19 protein-coding genes are annotated in these 26,125 nt (G+C 70.5%); 11 read left to right on the forward strand and 8 right to left on the reverse strand.

Annotated features, from left to right (window positions below):
- Position 1 precedes the first annotated feature (1 nt).
- Positions 2-1,195: a dipeptidase gene (locus ACIREO_RS30480; RefSeq protein ID WP_404115987.1), complete on the forward strand. Its 1,194-nt coding sequence runs from the start codon at positions 2-4 to the stop codon at positions 1,193-1,195.
- Positions 1,196-1,341: 146 nt separating this feature from the next.
- On the opposite strand, the gene ACIREO_RS30485 is transcribed toward ACIREO_RS30480, so the two are convergent.
- On the reverse strand, positions 1,342-2,685 hold the full coding sequence (locus ACIREO_RS30485; RefSeq protein ID WP_404115989.1) for a UDP-glucose dehydrogenase family protein: 1,344 nt from the start codon (positions 2,683-2,685) through the stop codon (positions 1,342-1,344).
- A gap of 197 nt (positions 2,686-2,882) precedes the next feature.
- Here ACIREO_RS30485 and ACIREO_RS30490 point away from each other — a divergent pair, with 197 nt between their 5' ends.
- The 5 genes from ACIREO_RS30490 to ACIREO_RS30510 all read left to right on the forward strand — a co-directional run bounded on the left by ACIREO_RS30490 (position 2,883) and on the right by ACIREO_RS30510 (position 9,710).
- Positions 2,883-4,040, forward strand: a complete 1,158-nt coding sequence (locus tag ACIREO_RS30490) for an acyl-CoA dehydrogenase family protein (RefSeq protein ID WP_404116080.1) — start codon at positions 2,883-2,885, stop codon at positions 4,038-4,040.
- 369 nt (positions 4,041-4,409) lie between these two features.
- On the forward strand, positions 4,410-5,237 hold the full coding sequence (locus ACIREO_RS30495; protein WP_404115991.1) for a hypothetical protein: 828 nt from the start codon (positions 4,410-4,412) through the stop codon (positions 5,235-5,237).
- Positions 5,238-5,331: 94 nt separating this feature from the next.
- On the forward strand, positions 5,332-7,431 hold the full coding sequence (locus tag ACIREO_RS30500) for an ATP-binding protein (protein ID WP_404115992.1): 2,100 nt from the start codon (positions 5,332-5,334) through the stop codon (positions 7,429-7,431).
- A 4-nt stretch (positions 7,432-7,435) separates the two neighbouring features.
- Entirely contained in the window at positions 7,436-9,028 is a 1,593-nt protein-coding gene (locus ACIREO_RS30505) for an ABC transporter substrate-binding protein (RefSeq protein WP_404115994.1), read from the forward strand.
- A gap of 130 nt (positions 9,029-9,158) precedes the next feature.
- Complete coding sequence (locus tag ACIREO_RS30510) at positions 9,159-9,710, forward strand: ferritin-like fold-containing protein (protein WP_404115996.1); 552 nt, start codon at positions 9,159-9,161, stop codon at positions 9,708-9,710.
- Positions 9,711-9,818: 108 nt separating this feature from the next.
- Here the strand turns inward: ACIREO_RS30510 and ACIREO_RS30515 are convergent, their stop codons facing one another.
- Complete coding sequence (locus tag ACIREO_RS30515) at positions 9,819-11,114, reverse strand: LCP family protein (RefSeq protein WP_404115998.1); 1,296 nt, start codon at positions 11,112-11,114, stop codon at positions 9,819-9,821.
- 119 nt (positions 11,115-11,233) lie between these two features.
- Here ACIREO_RS30515 and ACIREO_RS30520 point away from each other — a divergent pair, with 119 nt between their 5' ends.
- Complete coding sequence (locus tag ACIREO_RS30520; protein ID WP_404116000.1) at positions 11,234-11,794, forward strand: acyl-CoA thioesterase; 561 nt, start codon at positions 11,234-11,236, stop codon at positions 11,792-11,794.
- A 59-nt stretch (positions 11,795-11,853) separates the two neighbouring features.
- On the opposite strand, the gene ACIREO_RS30525 is transcribed toward ACIREO_RS30520, so the two are convergent.
- The gene (locus ACIREO_RS30525) at positions 11,854-12,993 is read right to left on the reverse strand and encodes an Lrp/AsnC family transcriptional regulator (RefSeq protein WP_404116002.1); all 1,140 of its coding nucleotides are present in this window, start codon (positions 12,991-12,993) and stop codon (positions 11,854-11,856) included.
- Between the two features lie 59 nt (positions 12,994-13,052).
- Between ACIREO_RS30525 and ACIREO_RS30530 the strand changes: the two genes are divergently transcribed.
- Together ACIREO_RS30530 and ACIREO_RS30535 are read left to right on the forward strand one after the other, a co-directional pair.
- The gene (locus ACIREO_RS30530) at positions 13,053-14,291 is read left to right on the forward strand and encodes a M20 family metallopeptidase (RefSeq protein WP_404116004.1); all 1,239 of its coding nucleotides are present in this window, start codon (positions 13,053-13,055) and stop codon (positions 14,289-14,291) included.
- A gap of 4 nt (positions 14,292-14,295) precedes the next feature.
- Complete coding sequence (locus tag ACIREO_RS30535) at positions 14,296-15,720, forward strand: MFS transporter (protein WP_404116006.1); 1,425 nt, start codon at positions 14,296-14,298, stop codon at positions 15,718-15,720.
- A 45-nt stretch (positions 15,721-15,765) separates the two neighbouring features.
- Here ACIREO_RS30535 and ACIREO_RS30540 read toward each other — a convergent pair whose 3' ends face one another.
- Positions 15,766-17,130 carry an LCP family protein gene (locus tag ACIREO_RS30540; protein WP_404116008.1) on the reverse strand — a complete coding sequence of 455 codons (1,365 nt, stop codon included), beginning with the start codon at positions 17,128-17,130 and terminating at the stop codon, positions 15,766-15,768.
- 330 nt (positions 17,131-17,460) lie between these two features.
- Between ACIREO_RS30540 and ACIREO_RS30545 the strand changes: the two genes are divergently transcribed.
- Positions 17,461-18,483 carry a glycosyltransferase family 2 protein gene (locus tag ACIREO_RS30545; protein WP_404116010.1) on the forward strand — a complete coding sequence of 341 codons (1,023 nt, stop codon included), beginning with the start codon at positions 17,461-17,463 and terminating at the stop codon, positions 18,481-18,483.
- 63 nt (positions 18,484-18,546) lie between these two features.
- On the opposite strand, the gene ACIREO_RS30550 is transcribed toward ACIREO_RS30545, so the two are convergent.
- The 4 genes from ACIREO_RS30550 to ACIREO_RS30565 all read right to left on the reverse strand — a co-directional run bounded on the left by ACIREO_RS30550 (position 18,547) and on the right by ACIREO_RS30565 (position 24,505).
- Complete coding sequence (locus ACIREO_RS30550; RefSeq protein ID WP_404116012.1) at positions 18,547-20,226, reverse strand: LCP family protein; 1,680 nt, start codon at positions 20,224-20,226, stop codon at positions 18,547-18,549.
- Between the two features lie 49 nt (positions 20,227-20,275).
- Entirely contained in the window at positions 20,276-21,973 is a 1,698-nt protein-coding gene (locus ACIREO_RS30555; protein WP_404116014.1) for an LCP family protein, read from the reverse strand.
- Between the two features lie 234 nt (positions 21,974-22,207).
- A complete protein-coding gene (locus tag ACIREO_RS30560; protein WP_404116016.1) occupies positions 22,208-23,566 on the reverse strand; it encodes an LCP family protein in 1,359 nt (452 codons plus the stop codon).
- Positions 23,567-23,752: 186 nt separating this feature from the next.
- Entirely contained in the window at positions 23,753-24,505 is a 753-nt protein-coding gene (locus tag ACIREO_RS30565; RefSeq protein ID WP_404116018.1) for a TIGR03089 family protein, read from the reverse strand.
- A gap of 140 nt (positions 24,506-24,645) precedes the next feature.
- Between ACIREO_RS30565 and ACIREO_RS30570 the strand changes: the two genes are divergently transcribed.
- Entirely contained in the window at positions 24,646-26,088 is a 1,443-nt protein-coding gene (locus tag ACIREO_RS30570) for an N-acetylmuramoyl-L-alanine amidase (protein ID WP_404116020.1), read from the forward strand.
- Positions 26,089-26,125 lie beyond the last annotated feature (37 nt).

A 26,125-nucleotide genomic window follows, 5' to 3' on the forward strand; every position in this document is an offset into this window, starting at 1 on the left:
GATGGACAACCTGGACCGTGCGCGGCTGCTCCTGGCCGCCCACCCCGTCGTCGACGGCCACAACGACCTGCCCTGGGCTCTGCGCGAGCAGGTCGGCTACGACCTCGACGCCCGTGACATCTCCCAGGACCAGACCGGCACCCTGCACACCGACATCCCGCGGCTGCGGGCCGGCGGCGTCGGCGCGCAGTTCTGGTCCGTCTACGTCCCGCCCGAGCTGGCGGGCGACGACGCGGTCAGCGCCACGCTGGAGCAGATCGACGTGGTCGGCGAGATGCTGGACCGTTATCCGGACGACCTGCGGCGCGCCCTGACCGCGGACGACATGGAGAAGGCCCGCGCCGAGGGCCGTATCGCCTCCCTGATGGGTGCCGAGGGCGGGCACTCCATCAACAACTCGCTGGGCACCCTGCGTGCGCTGCACACCCTCGGCGTCCGCTACATGACGCTCACGCACAACGACAACACCGACTGGGCGGACTCGGCGACCGACTCCCCGCGCGTGGGCGGTCTGTCGGAGTTCGGCCGTGAGGTCGTACGCGAGATGAACCGCGTCGGGATGCTGGTCGACCTCTCCCATGTGGCGGCCACCACGATGCGGGACGCGCTCGCCACCTCCGTCGCGCCGGTGATCTTCTCGCACTCCTCGGCCCGGGCGGTCTGCGACCACCCGCGCAACATCCCTGACGACGTGCTGCGGATGCTCGCGGCCAACGGCGGTGTGGCCATGGCGACCTTCGTACCGAAGTTCGTCCTGCCCGCCGCCGTCGAGTGGACGCTCGCCGCCGACCGCAACATGCGGGAGCACGGCCTGCACCATCTGGACACCACCCCGGCCGCCATGCGGATCCACGCGGACTTCGAAGCGCTCAACCCGCGCCCGATGGCCACCGTGGCCACGATCGCCGACCACCTCGACCACATGCGCGAGGTCGCCGGGATCGACCACATCGGCGTCGGCGGAGACTACGACGGCACGGCGTTCCTCCCGCTGGAGCTGGAGGATGTCTCGGGCTACCCGCACCTGATCGCGGAGCTGCTCACGCGCGGCTGGTCGGACAGCGATGTGGCCAAGCTGACCTGGCAGAACGCGGTCCGGGTCCTGCGCGACGCGGAGGCGGTGGCCGGCGAGCTGCTGACGCGCGTCGGCCCGTCCCACGTGACGATCGACGAGCTGGACGGCCCGGCGGCGTAGCAGTACAGAACCGCCGGGCGGGCTACATCAAGCCCGTCCGGCGCCAGGGGCAGATCAAGCCCGTCCGGCGCCAGAAATCAAGCCCGTCCGGCGATTGAGGACAAGACGCCCCCCGGGCGGAACCGGTCATCCCGCCGGGGCCCGGGCTACGCCTTCGGGCGGCCCATCGCCCGGTACGTCCAGCCGGCCTCGCGCCACACCGCCGGGTCCAGCGCGTTGCGGCCGTCCAGGATGATGCGCCGCCCCGCGGCCTCGCCCAGCGCCGCCGCGTCCAGCTCCCGGAATTCGCGCCACTCCGTCAGGTGCAGCACCACGTCCGCGCCGCGCACCGCGTCCAGGGCCGTGTCCGCGTATCCGAGCGTCGGGAAGAGCCGCCGGGCGTTGTCCATGCCCTTCGGGTCGAAGACCGTCACCTGGCCGCCCTGCAGATGGATCTGCCCGGCGACGTTCAGGGCCGGCGAGTCGCGTACGTCGTCCGAGTCCGGCTTGAAGGTGGCGCCCAGCACCGCGACGCGGGTGCCCAGGAACGACCCTCCGCCCACGGCCTCGCGGGCCAGTTCGACCATGTGACCGCGCCGGCGCATGTTGATGGAGTCGACCTCCCGCAGGAAGGTGAGCGCCTGGTCGGCGCCCAGCTCACCGGCGCGCGCCATGAAGGCCCGGATGTCCTTGGGCAGACAGCCCCCGCCGAAGCCGATCCCGGCCCGCAGGAACTTCTTCCCGATGCGCTCGTCGTGGCCGATCGCCTCGGCGAGCTTCATCACGTCGCCGTCGGCGGCCTCGCAGACCTCGGCCATCGCGTTGATGAACGAGATCTTGGTCGCGAGGAAGGAGTTGGCGGAGGTCTTCACCAGCTCGGCGGTCGGGAAGTCCGTCACGACGAAGGGCGAGCCCTCGGCGACCGGCCCGGCGTACACCTCGCGCAGCAGCTTCTCGGCCCGCTCGCTCTCCACACCGATGACGATCCGGTCCGGGTGCAGGGTGTCCTTCACCGCGAAGCCCTCGCGCAGGAACTCCGGGTTCCAGGCGAGCTCCGCGTCCGTGCCCACCGGCGCCAGCTCGGCCAGCCGCGCCGACAGCCGTGCGGCGGAGCCCACCGGGACGGTGGACTTGCCCACGACCAGCGCGGGCCGGGTCAGCTGCGGGGCCAGCGACTCGAAGGCGCTGTCCACATAGCTCATGTCGCAGGCGTACTCGCCGTGCTTCTGGGGAGTGTTCACGCAGACGAAGTGCACATCGCCGAACGCGCCGATCTCCTCCCAGGAGGTGGTGAAGCGCAGCCGCCCGGTGGACCCCTCGATGCCCGCGACGTGCTTCTGCAGGATCTCCTCGAGCCCCGGCTCGTACATCGGCACCTTGCCCGCCGACAGCATCTCGATCTTCTCGGGCACGACATCGAGCCCGAGGACTTCGAAGCCCAGCTCCGCCATGGCCGCGGCATGGGTGGCGCCGAGGTAGCCGGTGCCGATCACGGTGATCCTGAGGGCCATGGGTGCTCCTGAACGATGCGGACAGACGTGCGGAGCCGAGCATAACCGTGCGTGCGGGAGGCTGTTTTCCGGCGGTCTCCGGGGCCGTCCTCACGGCTGTCGGCAAGCTCACGTGGCCCGCCCGTATGCCTCCGCTCGGCAAGGCCACTAAAATCAGGTTACTTAACGGTAGTTAGCATTCTTGGGGAGTGAACGTCTTGGCGGGTTCGACCGATTTCGACCTGTACCGTCCGGCCGAGGAGCACGACATGCTCCGTGAGGCGATCCGTTCGCTCTCCGAGGCGAAGATCGCTCCGCATGCCGCCGCGGTGGACGAGGAGGCGCGTTTCCCGCAGGAGGCGCTGGACGCGCTGGTCGCCTCGGACCTGCACGCGGTGCATGTTCCGGAGGAGTACGGCGGTGCGGGCGCGGACGCGCTCGCCACGGTGATCGTGATCGAGGAGGTGGCCCGCGTCTGCGCGTCGTCCTCGCTGATCCCGGCGGTGAACAAGCTGGGCTCGCTCCCGGTGATCCTCTCCGGTTCGGAGGCCCTGAAGAAGAAGTATCTGGGCCCGCTGGCCAGGGGTGAGGGGATGTTCTCGTACGCGCTGTCGGAGCCGGACGCCGGCTCGGACGCGGCGGGGATGAAGACCAAGGCCGTGCGCGACGGCGACTTCTGGGTCCTGAACGGTGTGAAGCGCTGGATCACCAACGCGGGCGTCTCCGAGTACTACACGGTCATGGCCGTCACCGACCCGACGAAGCGCTCCAAGGGCATCTCGGCGTTCGTCGTGGAGAAGTCCGACGAGGGTGTCTCCTTCGGCGCCCCGGAGAAGAAGCTCGGCATCAAGGGCTCCCCGACGCGTGAGGTCTACCTCGACAACGTCCGTATCCCCGCCGACCGCATGATCGGCGAGGAGGGCACCGGCTTCGCGACCGCGATGAAGACCCTGGACCACACCCGCATCACGATCGCGGCCCAGGCCCTGGGCATCGCCCAGGGCGCCCTGGACTACGCCAAGGGTTACGTCCAGGAGCGCAAGCAGTTCGGCAAGCCGATCGGTGACTTCCAGGGCATCCAGTTCATGCTCGCCGACATGGCCATGAAGCTGGAGGCGGCCCGCCAGCTCACCTACGCGGCGGCGGCCAAGTCCGAGCGCCTCGACGGCGACCTGACCTTCTTCGGCGCCGCGGCCAAGTGCTTCGCCTCCGACGTCGCGATGGAGGTCACCACCGATGCCGTCCAGCTCCTCGGCGGTTACGGCTACACCCGTGACTACCCGGTCGAGCGCATGATGCGCGACGCGAAGATCACCCAGATCTACGAGGGCACCAACCAGGTCCAGCGCATCGTCATGGCACGCAACCTGCCGTAACGGCCGCCGCGTTCCGCGCGGCAGGACCACCGGGGGTGTCACCGACGGCAGTGGTGGCACCCCCGCCCGTTCGGTCGGCGTGCCGGTCTTCCTCAACGTGCCCTCACCGTGACGAAGTTGCCGCACAGTCTCGGGCGTCAGGCTGATTACACCGGTGAATCCGGGGTAGGTGCGGCAGCTGAGTCATCGGTCATCCGCACGGACAGGACCCCGTCAGTGTCAGATTGCGCGCCTGAGTTACCGGACCGCGATGTCGCGTATGTCGACAGGTACGGCCCCCGCCTCCTGCTCTGGGTATGGGACAGGGCGGAGGGAGAGCTGGAACACCATGTGTCCTGCGCCGGCTTCGGCTCCCTCCAGAGCATCCCCATGAGCGCGGTCCGGCTCGTCGTCGACCACCTGTGCGCCGAGGGGATGCTCGATTCCGTCGGCGGCACCGGCCCGGCCACGGGGGCACCCGTGGTCACGCTCCGGTCCGACGGGGCGACACGGGCCCGCCGGCTCCAGGCCCTGCGTGCGAACGCCGCCGAGCGGACCCGCCACGCGGCGCGAGCCGTACTGCACTGGATCCACGCGAACACGCACCGGCAGCCGTTGCGGATCAGCGGCTTCCTCGATTCGCCGGACGTCTTCTTCCTCGGTGACGCACTCTCCCGGAGCGAGGTCGCCCGTGCCCTCAGCTATCTGGCCGCGGAGGAGCTGATCACCTGCGAGGGGCCGCCGTTCCACCATGACGTCGGTTCACATGTCGCGCTCACCTCGCAGGGCGTGGCAGCCGTGCTCACCGGAGCCACCGACATCGGCGCGTACGTGGCACAGCAGCGTGAGTTCCGCCGGCCCACCCAGCACACCCACATCGAGGCCGGGACGATCGAGCACCTCACGCAGGGCGACTCCGACCACAGTGTGCACACCACGATCGAGATGCACACCGCACTGCCGCCCGCCGGCCTCGCCAGACTCATCTCGGAGCTGGCGCCGGCCCTCGATCTCGATCCGGAGTCACTCGCGACCCTGCTGCGGAGCGCGCATTCACTGGCGGGCGGCGGTGTCCCCGACGACGAGCCGCCCCCGGACCGGCAGCGCGGCCTGATGGAAGGGATACGGCGCAGTCTCGGTGCCGCTCCCGACACGGTCGGCCGACAGCTCCTCCTGGACGCGGTCGGCCAGGCGCTGAGCAGGATGCTCGGCGGCTGACACCCATGGCCGGGGGGCCGCGTAGCCGGGGGAGCGGACACGCGGAGCCGGGCCGCACAGGACGGAGAAGGACGGCGGAACGGGGGGATGGGCGATGAGGACGTCTTTGTACGCACGGGATCCGATCGTGCGGGGACTGGTTCCCCGGCTGGTGGGCATGGCGCCCGACCGGCGGGAGCTGGTGCCGCAGGAACACCGGGACGACCTTCCGGTGACGCTGGTCTCCGGGCGCCACGGCATGGGCAGGACCGCGGTCCTCGACGCCCTGGACGAGTCCTACCGCGGGCGGATCCCGCTCGGCAGGGTCGATGGAACGCAGATCGAACAGGCACGCAGGTCGGGTCCCGCGGTGGCCAACACGTCGGCGGTGGTCGAGATCCTGGAGCGGCTGGTCCGTGAGCTGGCGCCGACGGTCCCTGGGGCGGCGAGGCTCCGCTTCTCCCGCCTGCTGCCGGGGCTGTTCGCCGTGTCCAGCTGGCACCGCGGCGACGAGGAGGAGCAGGCGCTGGCCCGTGACAGGATCGCGCGCCTGCTCGTCGCCTGCGGCCTGAGGAAGGGCACGGAGGGAGCCGAGGGGGACGGCACCGACTGGACGTACGACGTCAGTGAGCGCCTCGCGGACCCGGACCGGCGGCAGCACGATCTGGCCCCTGTCGCCGAGGCGGTGCTCCAGCAGTACTTCGGGCGTCATACGAGGTCCCGGGCCGAGAAGTCGGTGCAGGAGTGGTACCGGAGCCGCTCCAGCGGCTCCGAGGACGGTGAGGCCGCCCTCATCCGGCTGAGTCTGCGCTTCCACCAGGGCGGTGACTTCCAGGATGCCGTCGAGCGCACCCTGACCGCGGCCTTCCTCGAAGATCTCGCCGACGCCTACGGCCGGTGGCAGCGGGTCAACCGGGCGCCCCGGCCGCTGGTCCTGCTGGACAACGCGCACACCGCGGCCGGGCGGCGCTTCCTCGGCCTGCTGCTCGACCACCGGGCCGTGCCCGGATCCGGAGCCCAGGACCCTCTGGTCGTCGTGGCGACCGGACTGGGCGACGGCGCGGCCCTCTACCCGGACGCGACGACCAGGGAGCTGCCCGAGCTCACCCATGAGTCCGGCTGGGAACGCACCGTCGCCTCGTCGCCGTCGGCCGGCATGCTCACGGTCCCGCTGACCCCGCTGGGCCGCGGAGACCTGCTGCTGATGCTCGACGAGGCCCAGGGGCCACTGCCCCGCCATCTTCCGTCCGCCCTGTACTCCCTCACCCGTGGGCATCCGCAGGGAAGCAGAGTGCTCTGCGAGGCGGTCGTCCGCGCCGGACACCCCGTCACCCCCGAGACCCTGCTCGACCTGCCCGCCGTGGAGGGGAGGCCGGCCGGCGAGGTACTGCTGGAGCGGCTCGTGCCCCAGCCCCAGCTGCGCTCCCATCTGGCACCGCTCGCCCTGGCACGGGACCGGGCCGCCGCCCAGGTCCTGACGGCCGTTGTCGTCCCGGCGGACGGCGGACTGCCCGGCGCGGGGCTTCCCACCGCGGCCCGGTATCTGGAGGAGGAGCACTGGACCGACGGTGCGGGGGCCGGGGGCGACGCGGACGGACCCGGTGCGGAGAGCGGATTCGTGGCCGACCCCTTCCTGCGGGCCCTGCTGGTCCACGAGGCCCGCCGCGCCTGTGCCGCGGCCGGGCCGGGACGGCGCTGGGCGGACCTGCACGGCCTCCTGCGGCAGCATCACGAGGAGCTCGGGGCGGGTCACGAGCCGGACGCCCTGCGGCACGAGCTCGCCGTCGGGGACGCGGAACCGGTGGTGAACACACTGACGGAGTACTTCGGCAGCTGGCCGGCCGGCCGCTGGCTGGACGCACTGCCCCATGTCGCATCGGCCCCGCACCCTCCGTGGGAGGAGTGGACCGACCACCGCGCCGAGATCGCCCGAGGCGCCCACGACCACCTGTACGACGAGGCCGACGACATCCACCGGTCCGTCAACCGGCTGCTGCACGCGCTCTGGTACCTGTCCGAGACGTACGCGGAGCCGCTGGACGACCTGTGCGAGGACATCGGCTCGGAGCTGGCTTTCCTGTCGATGCGTCATCCGTCGGGCCGCGTGGTGCTCAACGAGGCGGCACGCTCCTGGCCTGCGGCCGTACGCGAGCGAAGGCCCTGCCCGACGTTCGGACCCGAGTACGGACGCGGCCCTCTCCGCGGCGAGGAGTGAGACAGTGCTGAACCGTTTCCGGAACCGGGCGTTCGGCCCGGGGGACAAGATCATCGCCCTGGCTGTGGGCGTCCTCCTGCTCGCGGCGGCCGCCTTCGCGGTCGTACGGCTGCTGCCGGAGAAATGCGGTGAAGGCTTGGAGGAGGCCGGGGAGGAGTGCGTCGGTGTCACCGCGGGGGTCCTGGACGGCGACCCGGAACTGGACGGTCTGATACGCGCGGTGGCGGACGAGAACGCCCGTGTGGAGAAGGGGTGGAAGGATCCGGAGAACGGCCAGGCCCGTATCCCGTATGTGCGTATCGCCCTGATGATGCCGTTCACCACGGATGCCACCAGCGCGATGAGCACCGCGCAGATCGCCCGCTCCCTGGCGGGGGCCCATGTGGCACAGCTCCGGGCCAACGCGCAGGCCGGGCCCCGGTACCAGCTCCTTCTGGCCAACGACGGGAAGGACCTCGACCACTGGCAGCCCGTCGTCGACCGGCTCGCACCGATGGTCGACGACCCGTCACCGCTGGTCGGTGCGTTCGGCATGCCGAGCAGCGTCCCGGACACGCTCGCAGCCGCCGAGACCCTCTCGGGGCACCGGATCCCGGTGATCGGGCCCGTCCTCACCTCGACCACGATGCAAGCCGAGTACTTCTTCAAGACCTCACCGTCGAACGACCTCCAGGTCCAGTCGCTGGGGGCGTACCTGGAGAACAACCCGGGAGACGGGACCGGCTTCCTGGTGACCGACCGGCGGGAGCAGGACAGCTACTCCGCCGACCTCAGAGACGTCTTCCTGAAGGAGTTCGGCCAGAAGTACGGACTGAAGCAGCGCCAGGCGTCCTACCTGGGACTGACCGGCGACGACAAGGGCGTTCCCCAGCGCTTCGCCGACGCGGCCCGGAGCATCTGCCTGACCGAGGCGGACACGGTCTTCTTCGCGGGCCGCGACCATGACCTGCCCCACCTGGTGAACCGGCTGGCGAACGAACCCTCCTGCAACCACACGAAGCCGACGCGCATCCTGAAGGTGGGCATCGGCATGGATCCCGAGTCCACCGGGACGGAGATCACCGCGCAGCTGAGGGACTCCCGGATCACCCTCGTCGCCGCCGCCTCGGTCGACACCCTGTCGTGGGGGGACGGCAAGCAGCTCCCGGCCGGGCCCCGGGGCTTCCTGGAGGGCTTCGAGAAGCTGAAGAGCGTGCCGGCATGGGGCGAGAAGCCCCTGGACGACGGTTACGCGGTCATGTACCACGACGCGTTCACCGTGCTCGCCCAGGCCACCGACCGCGCGTACGACGACATCAACGGCGCGGAGAAGCCGTCCGCGAAGGCAGGCGCCATGAAACTGCCGAACCATGACGACGTGTACAACACCATCATCAACATGAACATCCTCGGTACCGACGCCGGTGCGAGCTGTGTCAACTGTGTACGCGGCGCCGGCGGCACCTTCGGTTTCGACGACTCCCCGGACACCCGGAAGTGGGCCGTCTGCAAGCCGGTCCCCGTCATCGAGTACCCGGCCGCAGCCGTCGGCCAGGGCAAGAAGGCCGACCGGGTCTACCGCACCTACGAAAACATCTTCGACGGATCCTGCCCCTGAAACGGCGTCGCCGGTGTCCGCCGGGGCGCGCGATGAGCGAGCGAGTCGCAATCGGGTCCCGGCGTGTGCGTCCCCTTACGATTCCGATGCCTGCCGATAAGGGCTCGAAACCGGACAGATGGGAATCGCCATGCCGAACCAGTTCGCCCTCGACGTCACCAAGATCCGCGAAGAGGCCCGCAGGAACATCTCCAAGGGCCCGGTCACCCCCGCGAACACCGCCGACCTGGAGCGGCTCATCGACGTACTCAACCAGGTGGTCGCCACCGAGATGGTCTGCTATCTGCGCTACACCCAGAACGCGATCGTGGCCCAGGGGATCCACCGGGAGCAGGTCGCCGACATGTTCCGTGAGCACGCCGGCGAGGAGCTCGACCACTTCCAGCGCGTGTCGGACCGGATCAGCCAGCTCGGCGGCAGCCCTGACATGGACCCGGGCACACTCGTGGCCCGCTCCCACACCGAGTACGAGACGCCCGCGGAGACCGATCTCCAGGGGATGATCCGGGAGAACTTCGTCGCGGAGCGGATCGTCATCGAGACGTACACCGAGATCGTGCGCTGGATCGGTGAGAGCGATCCCACCTCACGTCGGCTCATCGAGGACATCCTCAAGGAGGAGGAGGACCACGCCGACGAACTCAACGACCTGTACCAGCCGTCGGGATCCGGGAGCGCGTGACGCCTGCCGGGGGTGCCCCTGCCGACGGAGCCGGAGAGAGCGGACAGCGGCCCCTCGTCCCGGCGGAAGCCGGGGCGAGGGGCCGCTGCGGGCCCGGTGCCGGGGGCGTCAGCTGCCCTTGACCGTGACCTTCTCGTCGTTCTTCAGCTGCTCCACGAGCTGCTTGACCTTGTCCTTGTCCCAGACCAGGTTGCCGTTCACGCTCCCGCCGGTGAGCGGGATGTTCATCGACGTACCCTCGCCGCCCGTGACGCCCTTCATCGCGAAGAACATGTTGCCGAGCGACCAGAGCGACATGTCCTTGTCGACGATCAGTGTGTCCAGGCCCGCGCCCATCGTGGGGTAGAGCTTGAACGGGTTGAGGATCGTCGAGGGGGTCGCCGTCTGGGAGGCCAGGGCCGCGAGGAACTTCTGCTGGTTCTTCGTGCGGTCCAGGTCGCTGCCCGCGAACGCGTACCGGGTGCGGACGAAGGCGAGGGACTGCTCGCCGTTCAGTGTCTGCTTGCCGGCCTGGAAGTCGGCACCGGAGTTCTTGTCCTTGAACGCCTTGGGGATGTCCAGCTCGACGCCGCCGATGGCGTCGACGATCTTGGCGAAGCCACCGAAGCCGATCTCGACGTAGTGGTCGATGCGCAGCCCGGTGTTGAACTCGACCGTGCGGACCAGCAGCTCGGGGCCGTCCTCCGCGTAGGCGGCGTTCAGCTTCGTGGTGCGGCCCGTCCCCTCGAACTTCTTGCCGGACTCGGAGCCGACGAAGGAGGGGATCTCGACGTTCGAGTCACGGGGCAGGGAGATCAGCGTCGGGCCGTTGGAGCCGTCGTGCAGGATCATCATCGAGTCGGTCCGCTTGCCCTCGGCGGAACCGGTGTGCAGCTTCTTCTTGTCCTCGGCCGTCATGCCCTCGCGGCTGTCGGAGCCGACGACCAGGTAGTTCGTGCCGTCGCCCCCGTCCGGCCGGTCGATGACCTTGGAGAGGTCGACCTCGCGCTTGAGCTTTCCGTCGGCCCAGAAGTACGTGCCGACCGAGACGGCGAGCACCACGACCACGAGGGTCAGTACACCGACCTTGATGCGCCGGCCCCAGTTGGGTGTCGCGCGTGGCTGGACGTATCCGCTGTCACCGCCGTAACCGCCTCCGCCATGGCCGCCCCCGCCCCCGCCGCCGGGGCCACCGCCGCGCTGTCCGCCGCCGTAGACCTGGCCCGTGCTGTAGCTGCTGTCGTAACCGGGTCCGTCCTCGTAGCCCTGTCCCTGCTGCGGAGGGATGTGGGGCGGGGACTCCGGCGGCGCGGGGCGCCGCCGGACGTGCGGCATGGCCTGTGCGCTCTCGGGCCGGGGGTTTGCGCTGCCCCGCCCGTAGCGTTCGCCTTGTCCGCCGTTCCGTCCTTCGGGCCATTCGCTCATGCGGACCAGTGTGCCGTCCGGACCTGTGGCACTTACAGGGTGTACCGGGGATCGGGGCAGGGCTGTTGCGAACCTGATGCAAAGCAACCAGGTGCAAGCCCCCGCATAAGGTGGACGGCATGACAGATCAACCCCAGCCACCGGAGGGCGATATTCCGGGCAAGCCGACCTCGGCCTCCCGTACGACCCTCAGCCACATCATGACCGGCAACGACACCAACCTCCTGGGCACGGTGCACGGCGGCGTGATCATGAAGCTGGTCGACGACGCGGCGGGTGCCGTCGCGGGCCGGCACTCCGGCGGACCGGCCGTGACGGCCTCCATGGACGAGATGGTCTTCCTGGAGCCCGTCCGCGTGGGTGACCTTGTTCACGTCCGTGCCCAGGTGAACTGGACCGGCCGTTCCTCGATGGAGGTCGGCGTCCGCGTCATGGCCGAGCGGTGGAACGAGTCGACCCCGGCCCAGCAGGTCGGCAGCGCCTATCTGGTGTTCGCGGCGGTGGACGAGGACGGCAAGCCGCGCCGCGTGCCGCAGGTGGTCCCGGAGACGGAACGCGACAGGCGGCGCTACCAGGAGGCCCAGATCCGCCGCACCCACCGTCTGGCCCGCCGCCGGGCGATCAAGGAGCTGCGGGAGCAGCGATCCGCCGAAGGCATCGACGACCGCGGGTCGCTGTGACGTCGTCGCAGTGAAGTTGCGGACAGGCGATACGGGCATATCGGGCCGCCTGCTGTCCCTTACTTCCCAGTGACCCGATGCACGCGCAGCCGCTCCAGCAGGGCGTCCTCGGCCTGCTCCGCGCGAGGCTCCTCCCAGAACGTCACGGGCACACCCCGGATGTGGCGGCCCAGAGGGTCCAGGAGATGGCCCGCGATCTTGAGCTGCCAGAGAGCGACCGCCCGGTCGGCGACTGTGAGCTCGGGGAAACGATCCGCCAGCCTGGCCTCGAAGGCACCGATGTCCTCGGCGGAGCGCAGCCACACCGTGAGCATCAGATTGTGCGGGCCGGTGAGCGACGCGCAGAGCCGGGTCTCACGCATACGGATCAGCTGTGAGGCGATGCGTGAGGTCTCACCGGCCGGGGCGACGCCCCACAGCGTGACCGAGATCGGCCAGCCGGAGAGGTGGCGGGCCACCTCGCAGCGGTAGATCAGCGCGTCCTGCCGGTGCATGCGGTCCAGCCTGCGGCGCACGGTGGTGGGGCTGACCCCGAGGCGTTCGGCGAGGCGGGCGGCCGGCTGGCGGAAGTCCTCGCTCAGCAGCAGATAGAGCTGGGTGTCCAGCGCGTCCGGGGCGGGCAGCCCGCGCCGTGGCACGGCCGGCCCCCGGTCCTTCGCCAGCAGGTCCTGGCTGTCCGGGTCCAGCCGGTCCAGGCGCCAGCGGCTGCCCTCGGTGTGGACGGCGGTCGCCGTCTGGGACCTGGTGGCCGACACCCCGGGCAGCCGGCCGAGGCGGAAACCGACGTAACGGGCCAGCATCGCCAGGTCGGGGAAGGCGGCGGTGAGTATCAGGTCCCGGGCGCCGGTGACGTGCTCGATGGTGATCAGATGCGGGTCGTCCGCGATCTCCGCCGCCACCTCGTGCAGCGCGCCGGCCGCGCAGTCCACCTCGATGAACGCGATGATCGGCACCGAAGGCCCCACCGCCACGGTGTAGCAGCTGAGCCAGGCGTGCCCGGCCTCGGTGAGCCGGTTCCAGCGGCGGGCCGCCGTCGAGGCGTCTATGCCGAGGACCTTCCCGATCTGCGCCCACTCCGCCCGCGGGGAGGTCTGGAGCGCCGTGATGAGGAGGTAGTCCAGCTCGTCCAGCGGCTCCGGCTGCTCCGTGCGCAGCAGGCGCTCCGGGTGCCCGGCGGATTCGTGCGTCGATCGGCTCATGTGGAGCGCTTTCCTGCGGAAGATCAAGGCTGAGGGGATTCTCTTCGCACGATACGCGTATGTCCTTGCTCCACGAGGCCCGTGACCTCGCCCCCGCCCTGACCGAACTGCGCCATGCCCTGCACCGGGAACCGGAGCTCGGCCTCGGCCTGCCACTGACCCAGGCGAAGATACTCGCCGCGCTGGAAGGACTGGGTCTGGAGATCCGGACCGGCAAGGCGCTGAGCTCCGTGACCGCCGTGCTGCGCGGCGGCCGCCCCGGCCCCGCCGTTCTGCTGCGCGGTGACATGGACGCACTCCCGGTCCAGGAGGACACCGGGCTGCCGTACGCCTCCGTCATCGACGGCCGTATGCACGCGTGCGGCCACGACCTGCACGTCACCGGGCTCGTCGGTGCCGCCCGGCTGCTGGCCGCCCGGAGGGAGGAGCTGGCCGGGGACGTCGTCCTCATGTTCCAGCCCGGCGAGGAGGGCCAGGGCGGCGCGCAGATCATGATCGACGAGGGTGTCCTGGACGCCGCGGGGGAAGGCGTCGTCGCCGCGTACGCCCTGCATGTGATCTCCACCGGCGCGCCCACCGGGTTCGCCGCGACCCGGCCGGGACCCATGCTCGCCGCCTCGGACGCGGTGGAGGTCACGGTGCGCGGGCGGGGCGGGCACGGCTCCTCACCGCACTCGGCCGCCGATCCGGTGCCGGCGCTGTGCGCCATGGTCACCGCGCTCCAGACGGCCGTCACCCGCGAGATCGACGTCTTCGACCCGGCCGTCGTCACGGTCGGGAGGATCGAGGCGGGCACGGCGGCCAACGTCATTCCGGAGACCGCCTCGTTCTCCGCCACCGTACGGACCTTCTCCGACGTGTCCCGGGCCCGGGTGCGCGCCGCCTTCGAGCGGACCGTGCACGGGGTGGCCGCCGCCCACGGGGTGAGCGCCGGGATCGACTACGTCGAGCAGTACCCGCCGACGGTCAACGACGCGGGCGAGGCGGCGTTCGCCCTGGAGACCGCGCGGCAGGTCATGGGCGAGGAACACGTCTTCGAGGCACCCAAGCCGATGGCCGGGGCCGAGGACTTCTCCTTCGTCCTCCGGAAGGTGCCCGGCGCCTTCGTCGGTCTGGGCGCCTGCCCGCCCGGCACCGACCCGGCCACCGCCCCGATGAACCACTCCGCGCAGGCCGTCTACGACGACGGCGCGCTGCCGCACGCCGCGGCTCTCCTCGCCGGACTGGCGCTTCGCAGGCTCGGCACCCCGCTCGTCCCGGAGCCCGAAGTCACCTACGCCCGCTTCGCGCAGGAGTAGCGCCATGACCGCCACCGCCACCCCGCCGCCGGCCGCCCCCACCGGGCAGCCGCTGCCCGCGTCCGTCACCGCCGTCGTCGGACTCCTCGTTCTCTTCGAGGTGACCAGCGGTTTCCTCCAGGTCGGGCTCGCCCCGCTGCTGCCCGACCTGGCCGACCACCTGGGCATCGGCTCGGCCGCCCTGAACTGGGTGGTCTCCGTGCAACTGCTGGCCGCGGCCGTCTGCGTCCCGTTGTTCGGGCGCCTCGGCGACCTCTACGGCCACCGGCGGATGCTCCGTATCGCCCTCGCGACGATCGCGGTGGGCACCCTCGTCGTCGCGCTCGCCCCCGGCTACGGGACGCTTCTCACCGGCCGGGCGCTCCAGGGGCCGGTCGCCGCCCTGCTGCCCCTGGAGATCGCCCTCGTACGGGACCGGCTCCCGGTCGCCGACGCGCGACGGGCGATCGCCCGTCTGGTCGGAGCGCTGACGCTGGGTGCGATGGCCGGCGGGGTCGTGATGGGGCTCGTCGACTCCGCTTTCGGCAACCTGCGGCTGACCCTGCTGGTGCCCGCCGCGCTCGCCGTGGTCTGTGTGCCCGTCTCCTTCGTCGCGGTGCCGGAGTCGCGGAACAGGGCGGGCGGCCGGGTCGACTGGGCCGGGGTGGTGCTGCTCGGCGGCGCGATGGTCGCCCTGCTCGGCGGGGTCTCCGGGGCGGAGAGCGGCTCCTGGGGTTCCGTACGGGTCCTGGGGCCCGTGGTTCTCGGGGCGGCGCTCCTGGCGATGTGGGTGCTGGTCGAGCTGCGCAGCTCCGAGCCTCTGGTCGACGTGCGGGCGCTGGCCGCCCGGACCACCGCCCCGTTCTACTGCGCGGCGTTCCTTTTCGGAGTCTTCTACTTCGGGAGCCAGGCGCCCAACTCCACCTTCTACGCGTCGGATCCGGAGGTAACCGGGTACGGGTTCGGGCTGAGCGCGCTGTCCATCTCGCTGGCCCTGCTGCCCGGTGCCGTCGGCAGTGTCATCGGTTCGCTGGGCACGGCCGCCGTCGCCCGGCGGATCGGCTACCGGCCCACGCTGATGGTGGCCTTCGGGCTGGTCGCCGTGACCTTCCTTCAGTTCGCTCTCCTGCACGAGGAGATCTGGCAGATGGCGGCCGGGTCCGCCTTCACCGGCCTGGGCATCGGACTGGCACTCGGAGCGATGCCGACGGTGATCGTCGAGGCGTCCGATCCGTCCCGCACCGGCATCGCCGCCGCGCTCTACAACAACGTGAAGACACTGGGCGGGGCCGTGGCGGGCGGTGTCTTCGCCGCCCTGCTCGGCGCGTTCCTGTCGGGGTCCACCGGCGAACCGGGCGAGGGCGGTTACGCGGCCCTCTGGACGACCGCCTCCCTCGCGGCGGTCATCGCCCTCGTGGCGACCGCGTTCTCGCGCCGCCGCGAGGGATGACCGCACCCTCGCGGCGACGGGAGGGACGGTCTCCGGAAGGCACGGTCACGGGCAGACCACCTGGTCGCCCGTCACCGTGTCGAACTCGCCGGTCTGCGGGTTCTCGGCCTTCACGCGCTGCACCTTGGAGAAGTCCGTGCCCGCCGTGACCCTCATGGTCGCGCCCTGTCCCTTCTCCGCCCTGAGCTCGCATCCGGGCAGCGCGGTGGCCAGGGACTTCGCCGAGCGGTCCCAGCGGGGGTCGTAGGTGATCAGCGTCCGCCGCAGATCGTGCGGTCCGCCGTTGAGCGGGGAGCGGGTGGTGTTGAAGCCGGTGGAGCGCAGTGCCGCGTCGACGTCCTGGCCGAGCCCGTCCTTCGGCGTCCCGTTGTAGACCTGCACCCGGATCTGTTCCGGGGCCACCTCGACGGGCGTCGCCTTGGGCTGCTTCGGCAGGTGCGGGGCGAGCGGCTTGTCCTCGCGCAGGGCCTGGAACATCTGCTTCGACTTCACGGCGTCCCACTTCACGGTGGAGCCGATGCCCTTGACCTGGTAGCCCTTCTCCTCCAGGGGCACCGAGGCGAATTCCGAGGAGGCCGGGGTGAAGCCGCGCATCGCCTTGCCGAGCTCCAGCATCTGGTCCGTGCCGAAGCCCTTGTCGGCGCGGACCGATTCGAGCATCGACGAGGCGACCTGCTGGAACTTCATCGGGTTCATCAGCACACCGCTGCTGGTCGTCTGCTTGATCAGCGCGGCCATGAACTTCTGCTGGCGCTGCATCCGGCCCAGGTCGGCCGCCCCGTCGAGGTGCCGGGAGCGCACGTACTGGAGAGCCTGCCCACCGTCCAGCTTGTGGGTGCCGGCGGCCAGGTCCAGGCCGGTGTACGAGTCCTTGAGCGGCTTGGCGGTGCAGATCTCCACCCCGCCCAGGGTGTCGACCGTCTTCATGAAGCTGGTGAAGTCGACCTCCAGATAGTGGTCGATCTTGACGCCCGTCATCTGCTCGACGGTCCGCACCGTGAGATGGGGCCCGCCCTCGGCGTAGGCGGCGTTCAGCTTCACCGGATGGGCGGAGTGCTCCTTGCCGGTGGTCCCGTCGGTGTGGGCGGGGAGCTCGGCGTAACTGTCACGCGGCAGGCTGACGACACTGGCCCGCTGCTTGTCGGCCGAGACATGGACGAGCATGAGGGTGTCGGTGCAGTGGCAGGGTGCGCCGCCCAGTCTGTACTTCTTCTTCTCCGCTGCGGTGATCTTGTCGCGCCCGTCGGTGCCGACGAGCAGGAAATTCATGCCGTGACCGCCCTGGGGACGGTTCTTCATGTCCTTGAACGGGTCGACCCGGTCGATCCCCGTCTCCAGACCGCTCACCACGGCGTGGCCGATGCCGCCGGCACCGAGCACCAGTACGGACAGCCCGGTGACGACCCGCATGCCCCACCGGGGTGGCGGTTTCCGCTTGCCGGTCCGGTTGCGCCGAGCGGCTCCACCGGCTCCTGGCTGCCGTGAGGGCCTGCGCTGCGAGGAAGCCGTGCGGGGGTGCGGTGGACGGGGCGATCGGTGCGGCGTGGGCACGAGGGACACCTCCGCGGTGCGAGTAGGACTTTCGCACGGTAGGCCCATACGATCTGCGGACCGGGGCAAGACATGGCGGCGCGCGCCGCTGTCCCCCGTTCGCGGTAACGTGGCGGCCGAATCACGCCGCCTCCTGGGGTGCGAAATCCCCCGGAACCCCGGCACCCCCGAGGACCCACCGAGGACCACATGTCTGCCGCGCAGTACCCCGCCGTCTCCGTGATCATGCCGGTGCTCAACGAGGAACGCCATCTCAGGAACTCGGTCCGGCACATCCTGGAGCAGGAGTACGCCGGCGAGATGGAGGTGGTGATCGCCCTCGGCCCCTCGAACGACCGTACTGACGAGATAGCTGCCGAGCTGGTCCGGGAGGACTCCAGGGTCCACACCGTCCCCAACCCGACCGGCCGTACCCCTGCCGCGCTCAATGCCGCGATCAAGGTTTCACGTCACCCGATCGTGGTACGCGTGGACGGCCACGGCATGCTCTCGCCGAACTACATCGCGACCGCTGTCCGCCTCCTGGAGGAGACGGGCGCGCAGAACGTCGGCGGCATCATGCACGCAGAGGGCGAGAACGCCTGGGAGCAGGCCGTCGCCGCCGCGATGACGTCGAAGATCGGTGTCGGCAACGCGGCCTTCCACACCGGAGGGAAGGCGGGCCCGGCCGAGACCGTGTATCTGGGGGTCTTCCGCCGCGAGGCGCTGGAGCGCGCCGAGGGCTACAACGTGGAGTTCATCCGCGCCCAGGACTGGGAGCTGAACTTCCGGATCCGTGAGTCGGGCGGCCTGGTCTGGTTCTCGCCGGAGCTGAAGGTGCAGTACCGCCCACGGCCCAGCGTCCGCGCGCTCTCCAAGCAGTACAAGGAGTACGGCCGCTGGCGCCATGTGGTGGCCCGCTACCACTCCGGCTCGATCAACCTGCGTTACCTGGCCCCGCCGGCCGCGGTCTGCGCGATAGCGGCCGGGATCGTCGTGGGCGCCGCCGTCACCCCGTGGGCGTTCGTCGTGCCGGCCGGGTACGCCGCGGCGATCGTCGCCGGATCGCTGCCCGCCGGGAAGGGCCTGCCGCTGAAGGCGCGCGCGCAGATCCCGGTGGCGCTGGCCACCATGCACATGTCCTGGGGGTACGGCTTCCTGACCAGCCCCCGCTCGCTGGCGAAGCGGGTCATCGCCAGCCGCCGCCCGGCGGTGCGGGAGCGGACGGCCTGACCGCCGTGGTCACGGGAAGGGGCCCCGCCGTCGCCGGCGGGGCCCCTTCCCGTTTTCACGACGTCACCAGGTGTAGTTCGGGTTGACGTGCATGCACGCCTCCTCGTCCGCGCCGTTGAGCGGGTTCGCCGAGTCCGGTGTCTTCTCCTCGGCGGCCTTGGCGGGGTACGCCTCGTCCTTGCGCCAGTCGGCTCCCACGGCCAGGACGACGCCCGAGACGTCGGTCGACTTCTTCACCTGGGACACCGGGATCCCGAGCGCCTTGGCGACCGCCTGTGCGTCGCCCTCCAGGTCCGCGCTGGGGTACAGGATGCCGGTCCTGTCGGCAGGCTCGACGTTCTCCGAGTCGACGGACGTCTTGGCGAAGCCCGCATCCGTCAGCAGTTCCTGGACCGTGGTCGCACGGCCCTGGGCCGGCCCGAGGGCGTCCGTGGAGGTCGCGTTGCGCACGGTGACAGCGATCTCGGCGTCGGGGGCGGCCTGGTCCTTGGTGACGGGCGTCTTGCGCTTGGACGCCCTGCCGTCGAGCGGGACGTCCTCGCGGACCATCCGGAAGACCTGCTCGGCCTCGTCGGCCTTCGGGTACACCCGGCCGCTGAACTGACCCGTGCCGTAGACGTTCGGCATGGTCGTCATGGTGATGCGGTCGGTCGGGGCCTTCTTGAGTTCCTCGGCCAGGTCGTACAGCTTCTTGACGGTGTCGAGGCCCTTGTCGACCGTCAGCGCGCTGGTGGCCGCCTCGGCGAGGTCCATCAGCTTTCCGGGATCGGTGAGCTTGGTGCCCTTGCGCAGCTCACGGACCATCGAGTTCAGGTACTGGTGCTGGGCCTTGGTCCGGCCGAGGTCCGTGTTGTCCTCGAAGCCGTACCGCGTGCGCAGCCACTGGAGGGCCTGCTTGCCCTGGACGGAGGTGGTGCCCTCCTCCAGCTTCAGCCCGGACCCCTTGCCGTCGCTGGTGTGCGAGTAGACGTTGGCGTCGACACAGACGGGGACGCCGCCGATCGCGTCGGCCATGGAGACCACACCCGCGAAGTCGATCATCATGAAGTGGTCGATGGTGATGCCGGTGAGCTCGTACCAGGCGGCCACCGTGCACCCGGGGCCGCCGCGGCCCAGACTCTCGTTGGTCTGGACGTCGACGGTGCTCGCCGGATACACCTCGTCGGTGTCGGGGTCGGTGCACTTGGGCATCTTCAGCATGGTGTCGCGCGGCATGCTGATGACCGAGATGTTGCTGCGGTCCGCGGAGAGATGGAGCAGCATCTGCACGTCGGCGAGCGGCGTGCCTCCGAAGGTCTCCTTCGCGCCGCCCAGCTTCTGGTTGGCCTTGGAGTCCCGGCCGTCGGATCCGATGAGCAGGATGTTCAGAGGCGTCTGCCCGGCGGAGTTGGCCTTGTGGTCGGCCATCTCCTTGTCCCCGAGCGTCAGGTCCTCTTTCTTGATGTTGCCGTTGAGGTGCTTGTAGTACAGATAACCGGCGCCGCCGGTGCCGAGTATCAGCAGCGCGAGAACGGACGCCACCCAGCGCAGGGCGCGCCGCTTGCCGCCCTTCGCGGCGGCCCGCCGCGCACTGCGGCCGGGCCTCGCCGGACCGTCGCCGCTGCCGGCCGGGGCGGACCGGTCCCACCGGCCGCGGCCCCTCCGCCCGCCGTCGCCGGGCGCGTCGCCCCCGCTCTCCCCGCTCGGCCCGTCATGCCGGCTGCGTGGCCGTGTCCCCTCCCCGCGCGTGCTGCTCCGTCCCACCAGGATCCCCCTGCTCCTCTGAATTCAGCTGTGGCGCGACGATCCGTCGTCACTTCGCGCATTCCGCCTTGTCGGCGCTTGCCCTCTGTATGTCTTCCGGCGCCTTTGCCGGACCGGTGACGGGCACGCCCGCACCCTTGAAGTCCGCTCCCAGGGTCAGCACCATCGCCTGACCGCCCTCGGCCGTTCCCTGCTCCAGCGCGGTGGCGGGCAGGCCCACGATGTCCGCGAGCGCGCGGGCCTGGTCCGCCTGGCTCGGTGCGTACGTCAGCGTCGTACTGCCGGCCTTCGCCGGGGCGTTGCCCTTGTTCGCGGACTCCGCCACGCCCTGCTCGTCCTGCAGCCAGGTGACGGTCGCGTCCGCCGCACCGGCGATGTCGCCGCCGTTGAGGACGTCGACGCGTATGTCGGCGGCGTCGGCCCTGCTGCCCTTGAGGACCGCTTCCTGCTTGTCCTTGGCCGCCTGCTCCTTCTTCTTCACCTCGGTGAGGGAGGTGTCGGAACGCATCATCGAGAACAGCTGCTGGGACTTCTCCGGGTCCACGACCACGGTGACCGGCGTCGGCTCGGCCGGGTTGTCCTTCACCGGCATGGTGACGAAGGTGATGTTCTTCGTGTCGATCTTGCCGAGCTCCTGCGCCAGCGAGGTCAGCTTCTTGATCGACCCGATGCCGGAGTCGACGGTGAGCGCCTTGGTCGCCGCGTCGGCGAGCTTGAAGAGCTTGCCAGGGTCGGTCAGTGTGTCGTCGGACTTCATCTGACGGATCATCGAGCCGATGAACTGCTGCTGGACCTTGATCCGGTCCAGGTCGCTCTGGTTGCCGAAGCTGTGCCTGGTGCGGACGAAGGCCAGCGCGTCCTCGCCCTGGATGGTGGACTTGCCGGCCGGCAGGTCGAGATGCGAGTCGGGGTCCTTGACCGCCTTGTCCAGGCAGACCTCGACGCCGCCGACCGCGGTGGAGAGGGTCTTGACGGCGTTGAAGTCGACCATCATGAAGTGGTCGACCGACAGGCCGGTTATCTCCTTGACCGTGCGCATCGTGCAGCCGGGGTCGCGTCCCTCCTGACCGAGGCTGACGTTGAAGCGCACGTTCTGCGAGCCGGGTATGTCCTTCTCCGAACCGTCCTCCTGCTTGGTGGTGCAGTCGGGTATCTCGGTCATCAGGTCCCGGGGGATGCTCATCGCCGTCGCGTTGGTGCGGTCGGCGGAGACGTGGAAGAGGATGTTGGTGTCGGCGTGGCCCGTGCTGCCCTTGTCGCCGTAGCCCTCGTTGCCCTCGCCGGTCCGCTTGTCCGTGCCGATGATCAGGATGTTGAGCGGGCCGTCGGCCGTGACGCTCTTGCTGCCCGCGTCACCGACGTCGACGGTGTCGAGGTTGCCGTTGAACTTCTGGTAGAGCGCGTAGGCTCCCGCCGATCCGGCGACGATCACGAAGGCCATGACCCCACCGGTCCACAGCAGGGCCTTCTTACGCCGCGAGGCTCGCTGCCCACGCCCCCGGCCGGCGGCCGGCTGCTTCCGGTCGCCGCCGTTCCCGGCCGGGTGGCGGCCCCGCTGGGCGGGTATCCCGGTGTGAGGTGCTTCGGATTCGCCCCGGCTGCCGGAGTGATTCGTCGTACGGGAAGGTCTTGATGACTCTGTTCCGGAGTGGTTCAGTCGCAATTCGTAATTGCCGGTCTGCGGGTTGAGCACCCATTGGTCGGCGGGATCGATTTCATCCGCCCGCCCACGGCTATGCGCGTCCACGGTTTCCTGAATCCTCCGTCGGTGCCACGCGAGGCGCCTCCCCCGGCCGGGCGCTCGGTCGTCCGTTCCGGCCGTGTGCGGCCTGATGGCCGCGAGCACCGGATCGCGTCACACTATCCGGCGGAATCGGCCACAGGGGACGCGCGTGACACATTCCACGCTCTTTACAACCGGGCATTACGCCCATTCCGTTCCGGATTGCCTTCCCTGTCTGTTGATGTCTTGGGGATTGCTTTACGAGCCGCACAGGTCATCTGCCGCATTCGACCCCGAATAGGTGGGGGCGGGGGTCGGGCTCGCGCCCGTATCGCCCGACTTCCGGCCGGCCGTGTCGTTTCCGGAGCTGTGATCCGGCTGTGAATCCCCGGATTTGATTTCGTCGGCGGGGACCACGGCGACGAGTTCGTCCTTGCGCAGCTGCGCGAACAGCCGGTCCGCGTCCGGCTGTACGAGTTCGTCGCGGTTCGGGTCGGCGCGGTACTCCCTCCGGGGCACCGTCAGGAACTGCACCTTCTCCGTGGGGACGTTCCGCATCCCGCGCACCAGGTCGTACAGGTCCCTCAGGGAGTCGAGGCCCGGGTCCGTGGTGAGCGACTTCGTCGCCGCGTCCAGCACCGGGTAGAGCCGCGTCGGGTTCAGCAGCACGCCGTTGCTCTGCATCTTGTTGACGAGGGCCCCCAGGAACTTCTGCTGACGGTCCATGCGCTCGGTGTCGCTGCCGTTGCCGATCGACTTGCGGGCCCGCACGTATCCCAGGGCCTTCTCGCCGTCGAGCTTCTGCCGTCCCGCGGGGAGCTTGAGATGGGCGTCGGCGTCGTCGACCGGCTCCTTGAGGCAGACCTCCACACCGTCCACGGCGTCGACCATGTCCTTGAAGCCGTTGAAGTCGATGACCATGTGGTGGTCGATGCGGACGCCCGTCATCTTCTCGACCGTACGGATCGTGCAGGCCGTGCCGCCGAGCTCGAAGGCCGAGTTGAACTGGGCGAACTGCTCCTTCGTGGCCTTGCCGCCGCCGGTGTGGCAGCTGGGGATCTCGGCCATCAGATCGCGCGGGACCGACATCGCCGTCGCGCTCCTGCGGTCGGCCGCGAGGTGCAGCAGGATCGTGGTGTCCGAGCGCTGGCTGCCGCCGTCGTCGCGTCCGTATCTGCTGTTGTCCCCGGAGCGGGTGTCGGAGCCGATGAGCAGGATGTTCCGGGCGCCTCTGGCGGTCGGCCGCGGGCGCTCCTTCTCGTACGCCTTGAGCTCGGCGGCCGCACTCGTGTCGGTCGTGATGTTGCCGTCGAGCTTGTTGTACAGCCACCATCCGACCCCTGCGGCGACCAGCACGAGGAAGGAGGCGGCGAGGGCGGTCCAGCGGAGCCAGGGGCGCGGGCGGCCCGGGGGTCCCTGCCGGGGGCGCTCGCCCCAGGTGCCGTCCGTGGTCCCGCCGGCGCTCCCGTCCGCCCCCGATCCGCCGGCGGAGGCGTCGTCCTGCGGGGCCGCCCCGGGCGTGTCCTGCGACCCGTCCGCCGGACCGCCCCCGGCCGGGTGGTCCGGGCGGTCCGGTTCGGCCGGGGTGCCGGGGCTGTCGCTCACGTCTGCGTCCATCCTTCACGTTCGGCGGCGCGATGGGCCGCCGGTCGCAGGAGTAGACGGCTGAACCTCACGCTTGGTTGTGCGTCCGGACGGCGTTCCCGGCGGTGCTTCGTACCGCCCGATCATGTACCGCCGCCGGCGCTCTTCCCCGAGGGCTCGGCCCGCTGTGGGCCGGACGAGTGTCCTTCGGGGCGCTTGTCATACCGCGGTGCCGGTGATCCGCTCGCTTTCGACGCGCTTGGCCAGCCCGTCCTCGTCCAGCCGGTCCAGGTGACGGCACAGGACCACGGAGCCCCCCGCGGCCAGCGGCGCGAAGAGCCCTGCGGACAGCCCCTCCCAGGTGTCGTACGTACGGCCCGTCAGGAGCCTGGACCCCGGGACAAGGCCCAGCTCCGCCGCGTCCTCGCGGGCCCGTGCGACGAGCTGGTCCGCCGTCAGTCCCACGCCGCCCACGGTCAGGGCGGGGGCCGCCGGGTCCACCGGGGCGTACGGGGCGAAGCGGTCGCCCTGGCCGGGCACCTCCACCGCGTAGTCCGCGAACCCCTCGGGAGGCTGCGGGAAGCGGCCGCCCAGCGGGCGCAGGGCCAGCGCGATCCGTTCACCCCGGCACGCGCGCGCCCGGTCTAGCGTGTCCGGTCCGCTGACGACCAGATCGGCGGAGACCGGGTCGCCCTGGACGTCGGCGACGACTCCCACCGACGAGCAGGCGAGCAGCCAGACGGCCGACTGCCAGTGAGCGGGGAGCAGCAGGGCGAGCCGGTCGCCGGGTTCGGCGGCCAGCTCGCCCTGGAGCAGATTGGCGGTCTTGGCCACCCAATTGGCGAAGGTGGCCACCGACAGTTCGACGCGCTCTCCGGTTGCGTCGTCGTAGAAGGTGACGAGGGGACGGCCGGGGTCCGCGGCGAGCGCGGATCGCAGCAGGTCGGCGGGGGTGCGATCACTGGCGTTCATCCGCGCAAGGGTACGCGGCGGGCGCCCGCCCGACGGGGCGTCACGAGTGCTTCGTACACCGGTTCGGCAGACGGTGCGTCAACTGTAGGCGGGCTTACTCCAGTAGCCGGGAATGCCGGAATCTGTCAAGGATTTCCTGTATGCGTGCACTTCTTGCAACCTCGATCGGCGTCACCTGCGCGACGGCACTCACCCTCCCGCTCGCCGCGCCCGCTCCCGCCGCCCCCGTCAAGGCCCCGTCCGCGCAGGCGCCCGCGGCCGCCCCGGCCGAACCCGCCGGTTCGACCCAGTCGATGCCCCTGCGGCCGCTCACCGACACGCTCCCGCGGGCCACCGGCACACCCACCGAATCCATGGACCCCGCAGCCGCGCAAGGGCTGCTGCGGCGTGACTCGCACCGCTTCTCGCTGGTCGGCGTCGTCTGGGACGACGCCGACGCCGAGCTGCACGGCACCGTCCAGGTCCGCACCCGCGCGACCGGCACCACCACGTGGTCCGGCTGGCAGTCCCTGGAGACCCACAACCACGACCACGCCGCCGACTCCGGCACTCCCGAACGCGAATCGGGCACGGTGCGCGGCTCCACCGCCCCCCTCTGGGTCGGCGACTCGGACGGCGTCGAGGTGCGCGTGCGCTCCGAGGACGCCGGGCCGCGAACCGGCGCGGCCGGCACCGAGCCCCTCCCCAAGGGCCTCCAGGTGGAGCTCGTCGACCCGGGCGACGACCCGGAGCAGTCGCGCGCCGAGGAGACCCCGGTCACCGGGACCCCGTCCGCGGTCACTCCCTCGCCGGGCACCGCGACGCCCGCCACGGCCCCCCAGCCCGGCGCGCTCCCGGAGTCCGCCGGCCTCACCATGGCCGCTGCCGAGAGCTCCGCGGTCAACGCCGACCTCGCCCCGCTGGGTGCCACCGAGATCCCCGCGCTGAGCAAGGCCGAGTCGGAGGAGCAGGCGGTCGTCGGAGCCGGCGCCAAGCCGTTCGTGGGACCGCGGCCGCGCATCGTCACCCGCAAGGGCTGGGGCGCCGACGAGAGCCTGCGCGAGCGCACCTTCGCCTACACCTCGACCGTCAAGGCGGCCTTCATCCACCACAGCGCCACCGGCAACAACTACACCTGCGCCCAGGCGCCCTCAGTCCTGCGCAGTATCTACCGCTACCACGTCAAGAGCAGCGGGTGGCGGGACATCGGCTACAACTTCGCCGTCGACAAGTGCGGAAACATCTACGAAGGACGCGCGGGGGGCGTGTCGAAGGCGGTTCTCGGGGCCCACACCCTCGGTTTCAACACGAACAGCATGGGCATCGCGGTACTCGGGTCGTACAGCTCGAAGAACCCGCCCGCCGCGGCGGTCACCGCCATCGCCAAGCTCACCGCCTGGAAGCTCGGCCTGTTCGGCCGCAACCCGAAGGGCAAGGTCACGCTCGTCTCCGGCGGCAGCGGCAAGTACAAGAAGGGTGCGAAGGCCAAACTCAACGTCATCTCCGGGCACCGCGACGGGTTCGCAACCGAATGCCCAGGAATCCGTCTCTACAAGAAGCTCGGCACGGCCCGGACAAGTTCGGCGAAGCTGCAGGGCCGCTGACCGGGAGGCTCCGAACGGTCTGCATACACTGGCCAGC

Source organism: Streptomyces sp. NPDC102441, assembly GCF_044765585.1.
GTDB lineage: Bacteria > Actinomycetota > Actinomycetes > Streptomycetales > Streptomycetaceae > Streptomyces.

Bases quoted from the DNA above. Each gene is read 5' to 3' on its own strand.
- ACIREO_RS30535 (WP_404116006.1), top strand. From the start codon at position 14,296: ATGACCGCCACCGCCACCCCGCCGCCGGCCGCCCCCACCGGGCAGCCG.
- ACIREO_RS30540 (WP_404116008.1), bottom strand. From the start codon at position 17,130: ATGCGGGTCGTCACCGGGCTGTCCGTACTGGTGCTCGGTGCCGGCGGC.
- ACIREO_RS30480 (WP_404115987.1), top strand. From the start codon at position 2: ATGGACAACCTGGACCGTGCGCGGCTGCTCCTGGCCGCCCACCCCGTC.
- ACIREO_RS30530 (WP_404116004.1), top strand. From the start codon at position 13,053: ATGTCCTTGCTCCACGAGGCCCGTGACCTCGCCCCCGCCCTGACCGAA.
- ACIREO_RS30525 (WP_404116002.1), bottom strand. From the start codon at position 12,993: ATGAGCCGATCGACGCACGAATCCGCCGGGCACCCGGAGCGCCTGCTG.
- ACIREO_RS30485 (WP_404115989.1), bottom strand. From the start codon at position 2,685: ATGGCCCTCAGGATCACCGTGATCGGCACCGGCTACCTCGGCGCCACC.
- ACIREO_RS30565 (WP_404116018.1), bottom strand. From the start codon at position 24,505: ATGAACGCCAGTGATCGCACCCCCGCCGACCTGCTGCGATCCGCGCTC.
- ACIREO_RS30570 (WP_404116020.1), top strand. From the start codon at position 24,646: ATGCGTGCACTTCTTGCAACCTCGATCGGCGTCACCTGCGCGACGGCA.
- ACIREO_RS30560 (WP_404116016.1), bottom strand. From the start codon at position 23,566: ATGGACGCAGACGTGAGCGACAGCCCCGGCACCCCGGCCGAACCGGAC.
- ACIREO_RS30545 (WP_404116010.1), top strand. From the start codon at position 17,461: ATGTCTGCCGCGCAGTACCCCGCCGTCTCCGTGATCATGCCGGTGCTC.
- ACIREO_RS30520 (WP_404116000.1), top strand. From the start codon at position 11,234: ATGACAGATCAACCCCAGCCACCGGAGGGCGATATTCCGGGCAAGCCG.
- ACIREO_RS30500 (WP_404115992.1), top strand. From the start codon at position 5,332: ATGAGGACGTCTTTGTACGCACGGGATCCGATCGTGCGGGGACTGGTT.
- ACIREO_RS30515 (WP_404115998.1), bottom strand. From the start codon at position 11,114: ATGAGCGAATGGCCCGAAGGACGGAACGGCGGACAAGGCGAACGCTAC.
- ACIREO_RS30495 (WP_404115991.1), top strand. From the start codon at position 4,410: ATGAGCGCGGTCCGGCTCGTCGTCGACCACCTGTGCGCCGAGGGGATG.
- ACIREO_RS30510 (WP_404115996.1), top strand. From the start codon at position 9,159: ATGCCGAACCAGTTCGCCCTCGACGTCACCAAGATCCGCGAAGAGGCC.